Source organism: Pseudomonas sp. FG36, assembly GCF_057809275.1.
On record NZ_JBMDJQ010000040.1, the window covers coordinates 36,220 to 51,187 of the forward strand.

A 14,968-nucleotide genomic window follows, 5' to 3' on the forward strand; every position below is an offset into this window, starting at 1 on the left:
GCGATCTCCAGGGCAGGGCGAGCGAAGTCCGAAGTGTCACCATACCGCTCCGAAGGCCGAGGTACAGGGCAGGAGGGAGGGTTTGGCAGTGTATGCGCCTGCTTTGGCACAAAGCCCGCCACTTGACGGCATGGGCCATCCCTGATTTCATTGAAACCGGTTTCATCAACCCTGCACAAACACCTACAAGAAGGGCTCAGGGGTGGATAAAGACGCAGTTCCCGTCCGCGGGCGGGTCACTATCAGCGAGGTCGCCAAGGCGGCCGGCGTCTCCAAGGCAACCGTCTCGCGCTATATGGGCGAGGATCGGCAACTGCTCGCCGCGGCCACCGCGCAGCGGATCGAAGCCGTCGTCGAGCGCCTGGGCTATCGCCCCAACCGCATGGCCAGTGCCCTCAAGCGCGGCCGCACCGGGCTGATCGGCATGCTCCTGGCGGATATCCGCAACCCCTATTCCGTGGCGGTGATGCACGCTGTCGAGACGGCCTGTCGCCAGCACGGCTACAGCCTGGTGGTGTGCAACACCGACTGTGACGACGCCCAGGAGCGCAGCCAGCTGCAGGCCCTGCAGGCGTACAACGTCGACGGCCTGATCGTGAACACCCTGGGCCACCGTGCCGGGGAGCTGGCCAGTCTGGCCCGCGACCTGCCCATGGTGCTGGTCGACCGGCAACTGGCGGGCCTGCCGGTCGATCTGGTGGGCCTGGACAACAGTGACGCCGTCGAGCAGGCGCTCGATCACCTTGAACACAACGGTTATCGCGACATCCTCGCCGTCACCGAGCCACTCGATGGCACCAGCTCGCGGCAGGAGCGCGTGGATGCCTTCCAGGCCTCCATCGCCCGGCGCCGTGGGTTGCGCGGGCAGGTGCTGGAGGTGGGGCCGGGCCTTGCCGAGCAGCTGGGCGCGTTCATCGCCGGGGCAGGGCATGGCCCGCAGGCGCTGTTCAGTTGCAATGGTGTCGCCACCCTGGAGCTGGTGCGGGTGCTGCACGCCAGGGGCGGGCCGCTGTTCCAGGACCTGGGCCTGCTGGCGCTGGATGACCTGGACTGGTATCCGCTGGTGGGCGACGGCATCAGCGCATTGGCGCAACCCACCGGGCGCATTGGCGCGGCGGCGTTCCAGTGCCTGCTGGAGCGCCTGCAAGGCAGCCCTCTGCCGGCCCGGCGCCTGGATTTGCGCGCGCAGCTCATTGCGCGAGGCTCTACCCGATCACAACACTGACGGCGTCGCGGGCGCCGTTGTTGCCGGGGAAAAATGAAACCGGTTTCATCCACAAGAACAAGGACTACCACGATGCGCACGCACACTGTTTCCATCAGCTTGTCGAGTTTCGGGGCCGACGCCGTGAGGCGGTTGGGCCAGGCCAGCTACCTGCCGTTGCTCGCTGCGGCGGGTGCGCGGCGGGTGGAGTGGCGCGAGGAGCTGTTCGACGCCGCGCCTGATGCCGCTACCCTGGCCAACCTGGCCGCCGAGCATGGCCTGCAGAGTCTCTACTCCACGCCACTGGAACTGTGGCGCGAGGACGGCAGCCTGGAGCCCGCGATTGCCCAGCGTCTGCAGCTGGCGAGTGAGATCGGCGCGGTGGCGCTCAAGGTGTCGCTGGGTCATTACCAGGATGGCTGCGATTTGCCGGCGCTGGCGCCACTGTTGCAACACAAGACGGCGCTGTACGTGGAAAACGACCAGACGCCCTACGGTGGGCGCCTGCAGACCTTGGTGAAGTTTTTTCGCGAGGCCCAGGCGCAAGGCGTGGCGCCGGGCATGACCTTCGACATCGGCAACTGGTACTGGCACGACGAGTCGCCGCTGCTGGCCGCGCAATTGCTGGGGCGTTGGGTGCGCTACGTGCACTGCAAGGCGGTAGCGCGCCGCGCCGACGGGCGCTTGGTGGCCGTGGTGCCCGAGGACCTCGACCTGGCCCAGTGGCGCGAATTGATGACGCATTTCGCCCCTGGCCTGCCGCGTGCCATCGAGTACCCCCTGGCCGGCGAGGACCTGCTGGCACTGACTGCGCGCCAGGTCGCGCAACTGGCCGAGCTGGAAGGGCAGGTGTGCCATGGCTGAGCATGACGTGCTGTGCTTCGGTGAAACCATGGCCATGTTCGTGGCGGCGCAGCCGGGCGACCTGGCCCAGGTCGAGGGCTTCGGCAAACGCATCGCCGGTGCCGACAGCAACGTGGCCATCGGCCTGTCACGCCTGGGCCTGCGGGTGCAATGGCTGAGCCGGGTCGGTGACGACTCGCTCGGTGCCTTCGTGCTCGACAGCCTGCGCCGCGAAGGCCTGGACTGTTCCAGTGTCGAGGTCGATGCCGGGCACCCCACGGGGTTCCAGCTCAAGGAGCGCTGCGACGATGGCAGCGATCCGAAAGTCGAGTATTTCCGCCGTGGCTCGGCGGCCAGTCGGCTGTCGCCCGCGCTGGTGCGGCCGGCGTTGTTGCAGGCCCGGCACCTGCATGCCACGGGCATTCCGGCGGCGCTTTCAGGCAGTTGCCGCGAACTTTGCCACCAGTTGCTGGATGGCATGCGAGCCAATGGCCGCAGCATTTCCTTCGACCCCAACCTGCGTCCCTCGCTGTGGCCCGACCGGCAGACCATGGTGCGCGAGGTCAACGCCCTGGCGGCCAAGGCCGACTGGGTGCTGCCAGGGCTGGAGGAGGGGCGCCTGCTCACCGGCCGGCAGTCGCCGCAGGCCATCGCCGAGTTCTACCTTGAGCAGGGCGTGCAATACGTGGCGATCAAGCTGGGGGCCGAAGGCGCCTACTGGCGCGATGCCCAGGGTGCCCATGGCGTGGTGCCCGGCCAGCCGGTCGCCCGGGTAGTGGACACCGTGGGCGCGGGCGATGCCTTCGCCGTCGGGGTGATCAGCGCCTTGCTCGAAGGCTTGCCGCTGCGCCGCGCCGTGGCCCGCGGCAACTGGTGCGGCAGCCGCGCGGTGCAGAGCCGCGGCGACATGGAAGGCCTGCCACAACGTCATGAACTGGACCACCACGAAAACCCTGCGCGCGAAGCACGCTGAAGCGCCGACCTGTGCGCAACCTGATGTGACAAGAACAACAAGACCAGGAGAACACCCATGCAGATCGATCGACTCGCACCCAGACGCTGGTGGTACATCATGCCCATCGTCTTCATCACCTACAGCCTGGCCTACCTCGACCGGGCCAACTACGGCTTCGCCGCGGCCTCGGGCATGGCCGACGACCTGAAGATCACCCCGGCGCTGTCGTCGCTGCTCGGCGCGCTGTTCTTCCTCGGCTACTTCTTCTTCCAGGTGCCGGGCGCCCTGTACGCGCAGAAGCGCAGCGTGAAGAAGCTGATCTTCGCCAGCCTGATCCTCTGGGGCGGGCTGGCCACGCTGACCGGGATCGTCCACGACGTCTATTGGCTGATCGCCATCCGCTTTCTCCTGGGCGTGGTCGAGGCGGCGGTGATGCCGGCCATGCTCATCTACCTGTGTCACTGGTTCACCCGTGCCGAGCGCTCGCGGGCCAACACCTTCCTGATCCTCGGCAACCCGGTGACCATCCTGTGGATGTCGGTGGTCTCGGGTTACCTGGTGCAGCAGTTCGACTGGCGCTGGATGTTCATCATCGAGGGCGCGCCGGCCATTCTCTGGGCGTTCATCTGGTGGCGCCTGGTCGATGACCGACCGGAGCAGGCCAAGTGGCTCGATGCCCGGGAGAAGGCTGCGCTGCGCCAAGCGCTGGACGCCGAGCAGCAGGGCATCAAGCCGGTGAAGAACTATGCCGAGGCATTCCGCTCGCCCACGGTGATTATCCTGTCGTTGCAGTACTTCTGCTGGAGCATCGGCGTGTATGGCTTCGTCCTCTGGCTGCCGTCGATCCTCAAGCAGGCCGCCGCGCTGGACATCGTCACCGCCGGCTGGCTGTCGGCGGTGCCCTACCTGGGGGCGGTGCTGGCCATGCTCGGGGTGTCGTGGGCCTCGGACCGCCTGCAGAAGCGCAAGCGCTTCGTCTGGCCCCCGCTACTGATCGCCGCGCTGGCGTTCTACGGCTCCTATGCCCTGGGTACCGAGCACTTCTGGTGGTCATACGCCTTGCTGGTGATCGCCGGCGCCTGCATGTACGCGCCCTACGGGCCGTTTTTCGCGATCGTTCCCGAACTGTTGCCGGCCAACGTCGCCGGCGGCGCCATGGCGCTGATCAACAGCATGGGCGCGCTGGGCTCGTTCTCGGGCTCGTACCTGGTCGGCTACCTCAATGGTGTCACCGGCGGCCCCGGCGCCTCGTACCTGTTCATGTGCGGTGCACTGCTGCTGGCCGTGGCCCTGACCGCCGTCCTCAACCCCTTGCAACAGGCGCGCCGGCACAGCCTGGCGCCGAGCCGATAGGAGCCTCAGCATGAAAAAGCGCATCGTCGCCTACAAACGCCTGTCCGATGAACTGATGGCGCGCCTGCACGCGCAGGCAGAGGTGACCCTGGTGGAAGCGCCGGCCGCCGATGGCCTGGCGCGCTTGCGCGCGGCGCTGCCGGGCGCCCATGGCCTGCTGGGCGCCAGTCTACGCCTGGACCGCGCGCTGCTTGACCTGGCGCCGCAGTTGGAGGTGATCTCCAGCGTGTCGGTGGGCGTGGACAACTACGATATCGAGGCGCTGGATCAGCGCGGGGTGCTGCTGACCAACACCCCCGACGTGCTCACTGAAACCACCGCCGACACCGGTTTCGCGCTGATCCTGGCCTGTGCCCGGCGCGTGGTCGAGCTTGACGGCTGGATTCGCGCCGGCCACTGGCGGGCCGGGATCGGGCCGGCGCAGTTCGGCTGCGACGTGCAGGGCAAGACCCTGGGCATCGTCGGCATGGGCCGTATCGGCGAGGCCCTGGCCCGACGCGCGCATGCCGGTTTCGGCATGCGCGTGCTGTACCACACCCGTCAGCCGCGGCCCGAAGTGGAGGCGCGGTTCGACGCCGGCTATCGCAGCCTTGATGCGTTGCTGGCCGAGTCCGATTTCGTCTGCCTGTGCCTGCCGTTGACCGCCGCGACCGAGAACCTGATCGGCGCGCCACAGCTGGCGCTGATGAAGCCATCGGCGATCCTGGTGAACATCTCCCGTGGCCGAGTGCTGGACGAGGCGGCTTTGCTCCAGGCCCTGGCCGAGCGGCGCATTCGCGGCGCCGGGCTGGACGTGTTCGTGCAGGAGCCGCTGGTGGCCGATTCGCCGCTGCTGCAACTGGACAACCTGGTGGTCACCCCGCATATCGGCTCGGCCACGCTGGAGACCCGCGAAGCCATGGCCCGCTGCGCAGTGGACAACCTGCTGACCGCGCTGGCCGGCGAGCGGCCGGCGAACCTGGTCAACCCTGTGGCCTGGGAGCGGCGAAACAACTGAACCTGGTGAGCGTCGCGCTTGCCTCATGTCTACCAAAACAACAGCCTTTGTCTGGTTCGAGATCCCGGGGTCGCTCTGCGACCCCTTGACAATTCAAGGCTGGCCGCGCAAGACAGCGCTGTCTTGGGCGACCGGCGCCGGGATATCGATTGGCGAAAAGGGCGACGATTCCCGTATGACCTGATCAACAGAGAGACATCCTCATGTCCAAGGACCAACCCGCCTCCGTGCAACCGGCGCGCCGGGCGTTCCTGCGCCAATCCCTGACCCTGATCCCGGTGGCGACCCTCGCCAGCACGGGACTGGGCGGTGCAGTGCTCGCCGACAGCGCCACCCCGGCACCTGCCGAACCGGCCCGGCCGGCTACCGCGCGCGCCTACCAGCCGACCTTCTTCACCCAGGAGGAGTGGGCCTTCGTCAGCGCCGCCGTGGCCGTGCTCATCCCCACTGATGCCCTCGGCGCGGGCGCGGCCGATGCCGGCGTGCCCGAGTTCATCGACCGCCAGCTCAACACCCGCTACGGCAGTGGCGGGCTGTGGTACATGCAGGGGCCATTCCACCCCGACGCCCCCAGCGAGCTGGGCTACCAGCTCAAGCTCAACCCCCAGGAGATCTACCGGCTGGGCATCGCCGAGACCGACGCCTGGTGCAAGGCGCAGTTCGGCAAGGCGTTCGCCCAGCTCGATCTTGCGCGCCAGCAGCGGGTACTGGAGGCCCTGGACGGCGGTACGGCGACGTTTGCCTCGTTGCCGGCGGCCACCTTCTTCAACATGCTCTGGCTCAACACCCGCGAAGGCTTTTTCAGTGATCCGCTGCACGGCGGCAACCAGGGGTTGGTCGGCTGGAAGCTGGTGGGCTTCCCAGGCGCCCGCGCCGATTTCATGGACTGGGTGGAGCGCGACGAGCGTTATCCGTTCCCGCCGGTCTCCATCAGCGGCGAGCGGGGTTGAAGCATGAGCCAGATGAAAAAAGTCGATGTAGTCATCGTCGGGTTCGGCTGGGCCGGGGCGATCATGGCCAAGGAGCTGACAGAGGCCGGCCTGCAGGTGGTTGCCCTGGAGCGAGGCCCGGCCCGGGACACCTACCCGGATGGCGTCTACCCGCAGACCATGGACGAGCTGACCTACAACTCGCGCAAGAAGCTGTTCATGGACATCTCCCGCGAGACCGTGACCCTGCGCCACAGCGTCAACGACGTGGCCGTGCCGTATCGCCAGTTCGGCGCCTTCCTGCCCGGCACCGGCACGGGTGGGGCGGGGCTGCACTGGTCCGGCGTGCATTTTCGCGTCGACCCGGTGGAGCTGCGCCTGCGCAGCCACTACGAGGAGCGCTACGGCAAGGCCTTCATCCCCGAAGGCATGACCATCCAGGACTTCGGCGTGAGCTACGAAGAGCTGGAGCCGTACTTCGATTTCGCCGAGAAGGTGTTCGGCACCTCCGGCACGGCCTGGTCGATCAAGGGCCAGGTGGTGGGCCGCGACAAGGGCGGCAACCCGTTCGCCGCCGACCGCTCCAGCGACTTCCCGCTGGTGGCGCAGAAGAACACCGTGTCGGCGCAACTGTTCGAGAAGGCCGCCCGTGAAGTCGGCTATCACCCCTACAACCTGCCGTCGGCCAACACCTCCGGGCCTTACACCAACCCGTACGGCGCGCAGATGGGACCGTGCAACTTCTGTGGTTACTGCAGCGGCTATGCCTGCTACATGTACTCCAAGGCCTCGCCCAACGTGAACATCCTGCCGGCCCTGCGCCAGGTGCCCAACTTCGAGTTGCGCAACAATGCCCATGTGCTGCGGGTCAACCTGACCGAGGACAAGCGCCTGGCCACCGGCGTGACCTATGTCGACAGCCAGGGGCGAGAGGTCGAGCAACCGGCCGACCTGGTGATCCTCGGCGCCTTCCAGTACAACAACGTGCGCCTGATGCTGCTCTCGGGCATTGGCAAACCCTACGATCCGGTCAGCAACCAAGGCGTGGTGGGGCGCAACTTTGCCTACCAGAACATCTCCACCGTGACCGCGTTCTTCGACCGCGACAGCCACCATACCAACCCCTTCATCGGTGCCGGCGGCAACGGTGTGGCAGTGGACGATTTCAACGCCGACAACTTCGACCATGGGCCCCACGGTTTCGTCGGTGGCTCGCCGTTCTGGGTCAACCAGGCGGGCGCCAAGCCGATCTCCGGTACCAAGGTGCCGCCGGGCACGCCGAAATGGGGCAGTGGCTGGAAGGCCGCGGTGGCCGACAGCTACCGGCACATGCTGTCGATGGACGCCCACGGCGCGCACCAGTCCTACCGCGACAACTACCTCGACCTGGACCCGGTGTACAAGGACGCCTACGGCCAGCCGTTGCTGCGCATGACCTTCGACTGGAAGGACAACGACGTGAAGATGAACCGTTTCATGGTCGAGCGCATGGGCAAGATCGCCGAAGCCATGGGGCCCAAGGCGATCAGCGCGGGGAAAAAGGCCTTCGGCCAGCACTTCGATGCCTCCACCTACCAGACCACCCACCTCAATGGCGGCGCAATCATGGGCACCGACCCGAAGACCAGCGCGCTCAACCGCTACCTGCAATGCTGGGACGTGCACAACGTGTTCGTGCCCGGCGCCTCGGCCTTCCCCCAGGGCCTGGGCTACAACCCCACCGGCCTGGTGGCGGCGTTGACCTACTGGTCGGCACGGGCGATCCGCGAGCGCTACCTGAAGAACCCCGGCCCACTGGTGCAGGCATGAGGAGGCCGGTCATGAAACTCAAGACACTGTTCATCGCCATGCTCGGCCTGGGTGCGAGCACCTTGCTGCACGCCGCCGACGGCGTCGATCCAGCCTTGGTCAAGCAGGGCGAGTACCTGGCCCGTGCCGGCGACTGCGTGGCCTGCCACACCGCCAAGGGCGGCAAGCCCTTCGCCGGCGGGCTGCCGATGGAGACGCCGATCGGCACCCTGTATTCGACCAATATCACCCCGCACGCCAGCGGCATCGGCCAGTACCGCTACGAAGACTTCGAGCGCGCCGTGCGCCAGGGCATCGGCAAGGATGGCAGTACGCTGTATCCGGCAATGCCATACCCGTCCTATGCCCGGGTCAGCGATCAGGACATGCAGGCGCTGTATGCCTACTTCATGCACGGCGTGCAGCCTGTGGCGCAGCAGAACAAGGCCAGCGACATCCCTTGGCCATTGAGCATGCGCTGGCCGCTGGCGTTCTGGCGTGGGTTGTTCGCGCCCGAGGTCAAGCCGTTCGAAGCCGCAGGGCGCGATCCGGTGGTGGCGCGGGGTGCCTATCTGGTCGAAGGGCTGGGCCATTGTGGCGCCTGTCATACGCCACGGGCGATCACCATGCAGGAAAAGGCATTGGATACCGCCGACGGCGACGCCTTCCTGGCCGGCAGCGCACCGCTCGAGGGCTGGATCGCCAAGAGCCTGCGCGGCGACCACAAGGACGGCCTGGGCAGTTGGAACGAGGCGCAGATCGTCGCCTTCCTCAAGACCGGCCGCAACGACCGCACCGCGGTGTTCGGCGGCATGAGCGACGTGGTCGAGCACAGCATGCAGTACATGAGCGATGCCGACCTGACGGCCATTGCCCGCTACCTGAAGACCTTGCCGCCGAGCAACCCTGATGACCAGCCGTTCCAGGCGGACCCCAGCGTGGCCCAGGCGCTGTGGCAAGGCAATGACGGCAAGACGGGCGCGGCGTTGTACGTGGACAACTGCGGGGCTTGCCACCGTACCGACGGCCAGGGCTATGCCCGGGTATTCCCGGCGCTGGCAGGCAATCCGGTGGTGCAGGGGCAGGATGCCACCTCGCTGATCCACATCGTGCTGGAAGGCGCGACCCTACCGGCCACGGCGAGCGCGCCGTCGACGTTCAGCATGCCCGGCTTCGGCTGGCGGCTGTCGGACCAGCAAGTGGCCGATGTGGTCAACTTCATTCGCAGCAGCTGGGGTAACCAGGCCGTGGCGGTGACCGCGGGGCAGGTGGCGGCGCTGCGCAAGGCGGCACCGGTGCCGCTCAAGGCGCAGACGCTGATCGGCGATACCACGGGGATTGCGGAGCCTTGATCGGCAGGCTCGATTGACAGGGAGGTGTTGTGGGAGCGGGCTTGTCCCGCGATGGCCGCTTGGCCAGATCGCGGGGCAAGCCCGCTCCCACCGGTTGCCGATTACGCCGCTGAATACCTCGAAATCACTTCAACATGTGCTAATAAATTACATTTCATATAACTCATAACTATTTGAATTATATGAATTATTTTTTAGAAACTGCGTGCTGGGCACATTGCTCGTAATACGTCTGTTTGATCGCAGCCGGCTTCAGCCGCGAGCGGCTGTTGTACGTCTGCTCGGTGATCCCGAACGCCGTCATGCGCATCCATGGCTTGGCGAACTTGCGTACCTGCAGCTTCTTGCGCGTGGCATACAGGGTCACCCCGGAAAGCTTGGCCTGTTGCGCCTCGGCGGCGATCTGCGCGCCCCAGCCGCACACCTGGCGATCGTTCTGGCTCAGGGCCCGGGCCTGGGCGCCGAAGGCGGTCGTGGCCAGCAGGCAGCCAGCCACGGTTGCTAGAATTACGCGCATGTTGCTGTCCTAAGCATCTGAAGGAAAACGAAGTTTGCCCGCGCTTTCGACACCTGGGGGCCAGCAGTTTGCCGTCAGGCGATGGCCATTTGCAGGCCATCGTGGGAACGCCAGCGCAACGATTGCAGGGACAGGGCGGCAACCCACAACACGCTGATGCCGTAGTTGAGGCGCTGGTACAGGCCGAACAGTTCACCGCCTTGCGCGGCCTTGGCCATCAGCACCACGGTGATCATCGCCAGCACCGAGCACAGCAGTGACCACCTTCCCAGCCACGGGGAGCCTGCCACGCGCTTGCCCAGCCAGATCCACAACACGCTGGCCAGGGTCAGCGAGAGGAACATCAGCAGGCCGCTGAGGTTATGCATCTGTTGCGAGAACGACGGCTCCAGCGGCGCGCAGCCCTGGTCGCAGGGGAACCAGCCGGTACCCAGGCTGCCGACAGCGTGCAGCAGCACCAGCCCCGCGCTCAACCGAGCCAGCCCCGAGTACCGCCAGCGCCGCGCCAGGCCCCAGGCGAACAGGCCGAAGAGCAACGCCAGGGGGAAGTTGTTGACCCAGGGCGAGAAGCCATGGGTCGGCGCGCCGACCGCGCCGAGCTGGCTCATGGCCTGTTGCAGATGGTCGTAGCCGGGATAGGCCAGGGCGGTCAGGCCAACGCCCGCCAGCAGCCAGAGCGGGATGAGCAGGCCAGTGGTGAGCAGCAAGCGATCGAACGTCTTCATGCGGTTTCCTTCCTTGGAGAGAGCAGGTCGCAGCCTACAGCGCGGGCATGACCGATGGCCAGGCTCAATCGCCAACGAGCAGCATCACCAACAGTACGCAGGCGAGCAGCGCCAGGTAGGCCCGGGCATGCACGTGGTCGGGGATTCGCCCCAGCAAGGGGGCGGCCAGGTGCATGCCCAACCATGCGCCAGCTGTCATCACCAGCGCGGCGCGCAGGTCGATCAGCCCGAGCACGCCGACACCCAGGTCAGCCTGACTGCTCGGCACCAGGGCGTAGACCAGCGTGGCCGCCAGGGCCATGGGCAGCGACAGCGGATTGGCCATGGCGGTGGCGGTGCGCATGCTGGCGCCGCGGCGGCGCATCAGCGGCACGGTCATCACGCTGCCACCGACGCCAAGCAGCGCCGCCAGCGCGCCGATGGGCAGGCCGGCCAGGGTTGCGCCGGTACGGCTCATTTCAGCCAGTGCCTGCCCGTCTGTGCGGACGAAGCCCGGGCGCAGCCAGGCATCGAGCAGGCTGAGCAGGAGATAGCCGATGAACAACCCGCGCAGCCAGGCGCTGGTCACGTACAGGGCGGCCCAGGCGCCGAGCAGGGCGCCGACGGCAATGGCCGGCGCCAGGGGCCGCACCAGGTCCCAGCGCAGGCTGCCGGCGCGGTGGTGGCGCCAGGTGGCCAGGGCGCTGCTGAAGATCATCACCGTGGCCGAGGTGGCCACGGCGATCTGCATGGCATGCTCCGCCACGGCCGTGCCGGCGCCGTGGCTGGTCAGCAGCAGGGCATAGAGCAGCGGCACGGCGAAGAACCCGCCGCCGAAGCCGAACAGCAACGTGGTGACGCCGGCACACAAGCCGAACAGGCCAAGCAGGGGGTAGAGCATGGGAACAGCCTCAGGGCCAGGACAGGGGCTCTCAGCGTAGGCACCTGCCCCTTGGCCGGCTTGCGCCAATTGGCCAATAATAATCGCATCACGGCCAGAGCCTGTTGTCATGCGCAATGTTCCCCTGTCCCAGATCGATGCCACCCCCCGTGCGGTACTGGCCATCGCCACCGATTACCCGCCCGACACCCTGTTGCCCAGGCATGTCCATCGCCGGGCGCAATTTCTGTATGGGATGAGCGGGCTGATGGAGGTGCTGACCGACGATGGCGCCTGGGTCATTCCACCCGGCAGCGGCGTGTGGATTCCTCCCGGCAAGCCACACCAGGTGCGCATGCGCGGCGTGAGTACCCGCAGCCTGTACATCGAGCCGACAGTGCTGCCTCGCCCGGGCCCGCTATGCGAGGCATTGCGTGTCGAACCGCTGCTGCACCAGCTGTTGCTGGCCAGCGCCGAAGTGCCGGCCCTGCATGACGAGGCGGGGCGCGACGGCCTGCTGCTGGGGCTGCTGCTGCATGAGCTGGGCCAGGCCGAGCGCCTGCCGCTGTTCGCGCCGATGCCAACGGAGCCACGTTTGGCGGCCCTGTGCCAGGCGTTCCTGGCGCAGCCGTTGATCCATGCCCGCGCCGAGGCCTGGGCGCGTCAACTCAACTGCAGCCCGCGTACCTTCAGCCGGCGTTTTCGCGAGCAGACCGGGTTGTCGTTCGGCCAATGGCGCCAGCAGGCCTGCCTGATGGCGGCGGTGACACGCCTGGCGGCGGGCGAGGCGGTGACGGCCATCGCCCTGGACCTGGGCTACGAGAGCCCCAGCGCATTTTCCAGCCTGTACCGCAAAGTCATGGGCCACACGCCCTCGGCGGCGCGCCAGGGCGCATGAAAACCCGCCCGGACGTATGTGATCGTACAACTGCTTGCGCTATCATCGCGCCTGTCTTCCACAACCAGACAGACAGGGCATGACAGAGCAGCAGGTACAGGCACGGACCCGGCGCAAGCCACGCAGTCTGGCCCAGGAACTGGTCACGGTGCTGACCGAGCGCATTCGCAGCGGCCAGCTCAAGCGCGGCGACAAGCTGCCCACCGAATCGCAGATCATGGCCGAGGAAGGGGTCAGCCGCACCGTGGTGCGTGAGGCCATCTCGCGGCTGCAGGCCGCAGGCCAGGTCGAGACCCGCCACGGTATCGGCACCTTCGTGCTGGACACCCCAAGCACCGGGGGTTTTCGTATCGACCCGGCGACCATCGTCACCCTGCGCGAGGTGTTGGCGGTGCTGGAGTTGCGCATTGCCCTGGAGATCGAGTCGGCGGGCCTCGCGGCCGAGCGTCGCAGCGACGAGCAACTGGCCGGCATGCGCGCCGCGCTGGATGAGCTCAACGAGGGCGCGGCCCATGCCTCGGATGCGGTGTCGGCGGACTTCCAGTTCCACCTGCGCATCGCCCAGGCCAGCGGCAATCACTACTTCGCCGACATCATCAATCACCTGGGCACCAGCATCATCCCGCGTACCCGGCTCAACTCGGCGCGCCTGGCCCATGACGACCAGGCGCATTACATGAGCCGGTTGATGCACGAGCACGAAGCGATCTACGAGGCTATCGCCCGACGCGACAGCGAAGGCGCCAAGATGGCCATGCGCATGCACCTGAGCAACAGCCGCGAACGCCTGCGCCAGGCCCATGAAGAGGCCGAGGCGCAGCGGGGCTGACGTCCGAGGTGGTCAAACGCGTGGGAGCCCGGTATCAGGCCTGCTCCCACGTCGTTTCCAATCGCGTTTCCAGGTAGTCAGACTGCCCCTTCGCTCCACTGTCCATTCACCAGCCGCCGCAGCCCCAACGGGTTGCCATCGCGCAACGCCTCCGGCAGCAAAGCCTGCGGGTAGTTCTGGTAACACACCGGCCGCAGGAAGCGATCGATCGCCAGCGTTCCCACCGAAGTGCCACGGGCATCCGAGGTCGCCGGGTAAGGCCCGCCATGGACCATGGCGTCGCACACCTCGACCCCGGTCGGGTAGCCATTGACCAGGATGCGCCCGACCTTCTCTTCGAGCAGCGGCACCAGCCAGGCAAAGGCCTCGAAGTCGTCCGGCTCGCCGATCAGCGTGGCGGTGAGCTGGCCGCGCAGGCCGAGCAGGGCGGCGCGCAACTGCGCCTCGTCGGCGACCTCCACGGCCACCGTGGCCGGGCCGAACACCTCCTCCTGCAGCAGCGGGTCGGCCTCTGCCAGCAGGCGGGCATCGGCCTTGAACAGCTGGGCGCGGGCCTGCTCGCCTTGCTGCGGCTGCCCCGCCAGATGCTGGATGCCGGCGTGGGCCTGCAGATGCTCCAGGCCGCCGACATAACTGCGCAGGCCGCCGGCATTGAGCAACGTCTGCCCGGCCTGCTGATCCAGGTGCTGGCCCAACTCGCCCAGCAGTTGGCTGAAGCCTGGGGACTGCAAGCCGATCACCATCCCGGGATTGGTGCAGAACTGGCCGGCGCCCAGGCACACCGAGCCTGCCAGTTCGCGGGCGATGGTCTCGCCGCGCTTGGCCAGGGCGCCGGGCAGGATTATCACCGGGTTGATGCTGGACATTTCGGCGAACACCGGAATCGGTTGCGGCCGCTCGGCGGCCATGCGGCACAGCGCGTCGCCGCCTTTCAGCGAGCCGGTGAAACCGACGGCCTGGATGGCCGGGTGCTTGACCAGCCATTCGCCGACACCACCGCCGAACACCATGTTGAACACGCCCTTGGGCATGCCGGTGCGGTCGGCGGCGCGCAGGATGGCGCAGGCCACCAGGTCGGCGGTGGCCATATGGCCGCTGTGGGCCTTGAACACCACCGGGCAGCCGGCGGCCAGGGCCGCGGCGGTGTCGCCACCGGCGGTGGAGAAGGCCAGCGGGAAGTTGCTGGCACCGAACACCGCCACCGGGCCGACCCCGATGCGCATCTGGCGGATGTCCACCCGTGGCAGCGGCTGACGCTCGGGCAGCGCCAGGTCGATGCGCGCGCCGAGGTAGTCGCCGCGACGCAGCACCTGGGCGAACAGGCGCATCTGGCCGCTGGTGCGGCCGCGCTCGCCCTGGATGCGCGCGGCGGGCAGGGCGGTTTCACGGCAGACGATGGCGACGAAGTGGTCGTCGAGTTCGTCCAGTTCGGCGGCGATGGCTTCGAGGAACTCGGCGCGGCGGGCCGGGGGAAGTTGGCGGAACGCGCTGAAGGCTTCGGCGGCGGCGCGGGCGGCACGGTCGACTTCGCCCTCGGTGGCCTGGGCGAAGCTGTAGGGCAGGGCTTCGCCGCTGGTGGCGTCGAGGCTGTGCAGGCGTTGCGGGCCAAGGGCGCTGCGCTGGCCGGCGATGAAGTTGTGGCCGAGGATATTGGGCATGGAAACTCCAGGATGAGTGATGAGCCAGTGCGTGGGAGCGGGCTTGTCCCGCGCTTGCATC

General features: G+C 67.4%; 14 protein-coding genes. 10 read left to right on the plus strand and 4 right to left on the minus strand.

The genetic code is table 11. The features are described from left to right. Nucleotides 1–202 precede the first annotated feature (202 nt). The 8 genes from ACODS9_RS23100 (at nt 203) to ACODS9_RS23135 (ending at nt 9,421) form a co-directional block, all read left to right on the plus strand. Nucleotides 203–1,225 carry a LacI family DNA-binding transcriptional regulator gene (locus ACODS9_RS23100; protein ID WP_489094838.1) on the plus strand — a complete coding sequence of 341 codons (1,023 nt, stop codon included), beginning with the start codon at nt 203–205 and terminating at the stop codon, nt 1,223–1,225. 72 nt (nt 1,226–1,297) lie between these two features. After that, nucleotides 1,298–2,068 (plus strand): sugar phosphate isomerase/epimerase family protein, encoded by a 771-nt coding sequence (locus tag ACODS9_RS23105; RefSeq protein ID WP_110605639.1) that lies wholly within the window; start codon nt 1,298–1,300, stop codon nt 2,066–2,068. Then, nucleotides 2,061–3,020 carry a sugar kinase gene (locus ACODS9_RS23110; protein WP_489094839.1) on the plus strand — a complete coding sequence of 320 codons (960 nt, stop codon included), beginning with the start codon at nt 2,061–2,063 and terminating at the stop codon, nt 3,018–3,020. The genes ACODS9_RS23105 and ACODS9_RS23110 overlap by 8 nt, the downstream gene beginning before the upstream one ends. A gap of 57 nt (nt 3,021–3,077) precedes the next feature. Continuing rightward, on the plus strand, nt 3,078–4,355 hold the full coding sequence (locus tag ACODS9_RS23115) for an MFS transporter (protein ID WP_046855376.1): 1,278 nt from the start codon (nt 3,078–3,080) through the stop codon (nt 4,353–4,355). 10 nt (nt 4,356–4,365) lie between these two features. Beyond that, nucleotides 4,366–5,352 (plus strand): 2-hydroxyacid dehydrogenase, encoded by a 987-nt coding sequence (locus ACODS9_RS23120; RefSeq protein ID WP_489094840.1) that lies wholly within the window; start codon nt 4,366–4,368, stop codon nt 5,350–5,352. A 203-nt stretch (nt 5,353–5,555) separates the two neighbouring features. After that, nucleotides 5,556–6,302 (plus strand): gluconate 2-dehydrogenase subunit 3 family protein, encoded by a 747-nt coding sequence (locus ACODS9_RS23125; RefSeq protein WP_489094841.1) that lies wholly within the window; start codon nt 5,556–5,558, stop codon nt 6,300–6,302. 12 nt (nt 6,303–6,314) lie between these two features. Beyond that, complete coding sequence (locus tag ACODS9_RS23130; protein ID WP_430944926.1) at nt 6,315–8,090, plus strand: GMC family oxidoreductase; 1,776 nt, start codon at nt 6,315–6,317, stop codon at nt 8,088–8,090. Between the two features lie 11 nt (nt 8,091–8,101). Continuing rightward, nucleotides 8,102–9,421 carry a c-type cytochrome gene (locus ACODS9_RS23135; RefSeq protein ID WP_489094842.1) on the plus strand — a complete coding sequence of 440 codons (1,320 nt, stop codon included), beginning with the start codon at nt 8,102–8,104 and terminating at the stop codon, nt 9,419–9,421. Between the two features lie 187 nt (nt 9,422–9,608). Here ACODS9_RS23135 and ACODS9_RS23140 read toward each other — a convergent pair whose 3' ends face one another. The 3 genes from ACODS9_RS23140 to ACODS9_RS23150 form a co-directional block, all read right to left on the minus strand. Continuing rightward, on the minus strand, nt 9,609–9,938 hold the full coding sequence (locus ACODS9_RS23140) for a hypothetical protein (protein WP_401112053.1): 330 nt from the start codon (nt 9,936–9,938) through the stop codon (nt 9,609–9,611). Between the two features lie 74 nt (nt 9,939–10,012). Next, complete coding sequence (locus ACODS9_RS23145) at nt 10,013–10,663, minus strand: DUF998 domain-containing protein (protein ID WP_489094843.1); 651 nt, start codon at nt 10,661–10,663, stop codon at nt 10,013–10,015. A gap of 64 nt (nt 10,664–10,727) precedes the next feature. Beyond that, nucleotides 10,728–11,543, minus strand: a complete 816-nt coding sequence (locus ACODS9_RS23150; protein ID WP_489094844.1) for a sulfite exporter TauE/SafE family protein — start codon at nt 11,541–11,543, stop codon at nt 10,728–10,730. Between the two features lie 109 nt (nt 11,544–11,652). Between ACODS9_RS23150 and ACODS9_RS23155 the strand changes: the two genes are divergently transcribed. Continuing rightward, on the plus strand, nt 11,653–12,420 hold the full coding sequence (locus ACODS9_RS23155; protein WP_489094845.1) for an AraC family transcriptional regulator: 768 nt from the start codon (nt 11,653–11,655) through the stop codon (nt 12,418–12,420). A gap of 79 nt (nt 12,421–12,499) precedes the next feature. Continuing rightward, nucleotides 12,500–13,249 (plus strand): FadR/GntR family transcriptional regulator, encoded by a 750-nt coding sequence (locus tag ACODS9_RS23160; RefSeq protein ID WP_023632887.1) that lies wholly within the window; start codon nt 12,500–12,502, stop codon nt 13,247–13,249. Nucleotides 13,250–13,326: 77 nt separating this feature from the next. Here ACODS9_RS23160 and ACODS9_RS23165 read toward each other — a convergent pair whose 3' ends face one another. Beyond that, the gene (locus tag ACODS9_RS23165) at nt 13,327–14,907 is read right to left on the minus strand and encodes an aldehyde dehydrogenase (NADP(+)) (RefSeq protein WP_489094846.1); all 1,581 of its coding nucleotides are present in this window, start codon (nt 14,905–14,907) and stop codon (nt 13,327–13,329) included. Between the last annotated feature and the right edge of the window lie 61 nt (nt 14,908–14,968).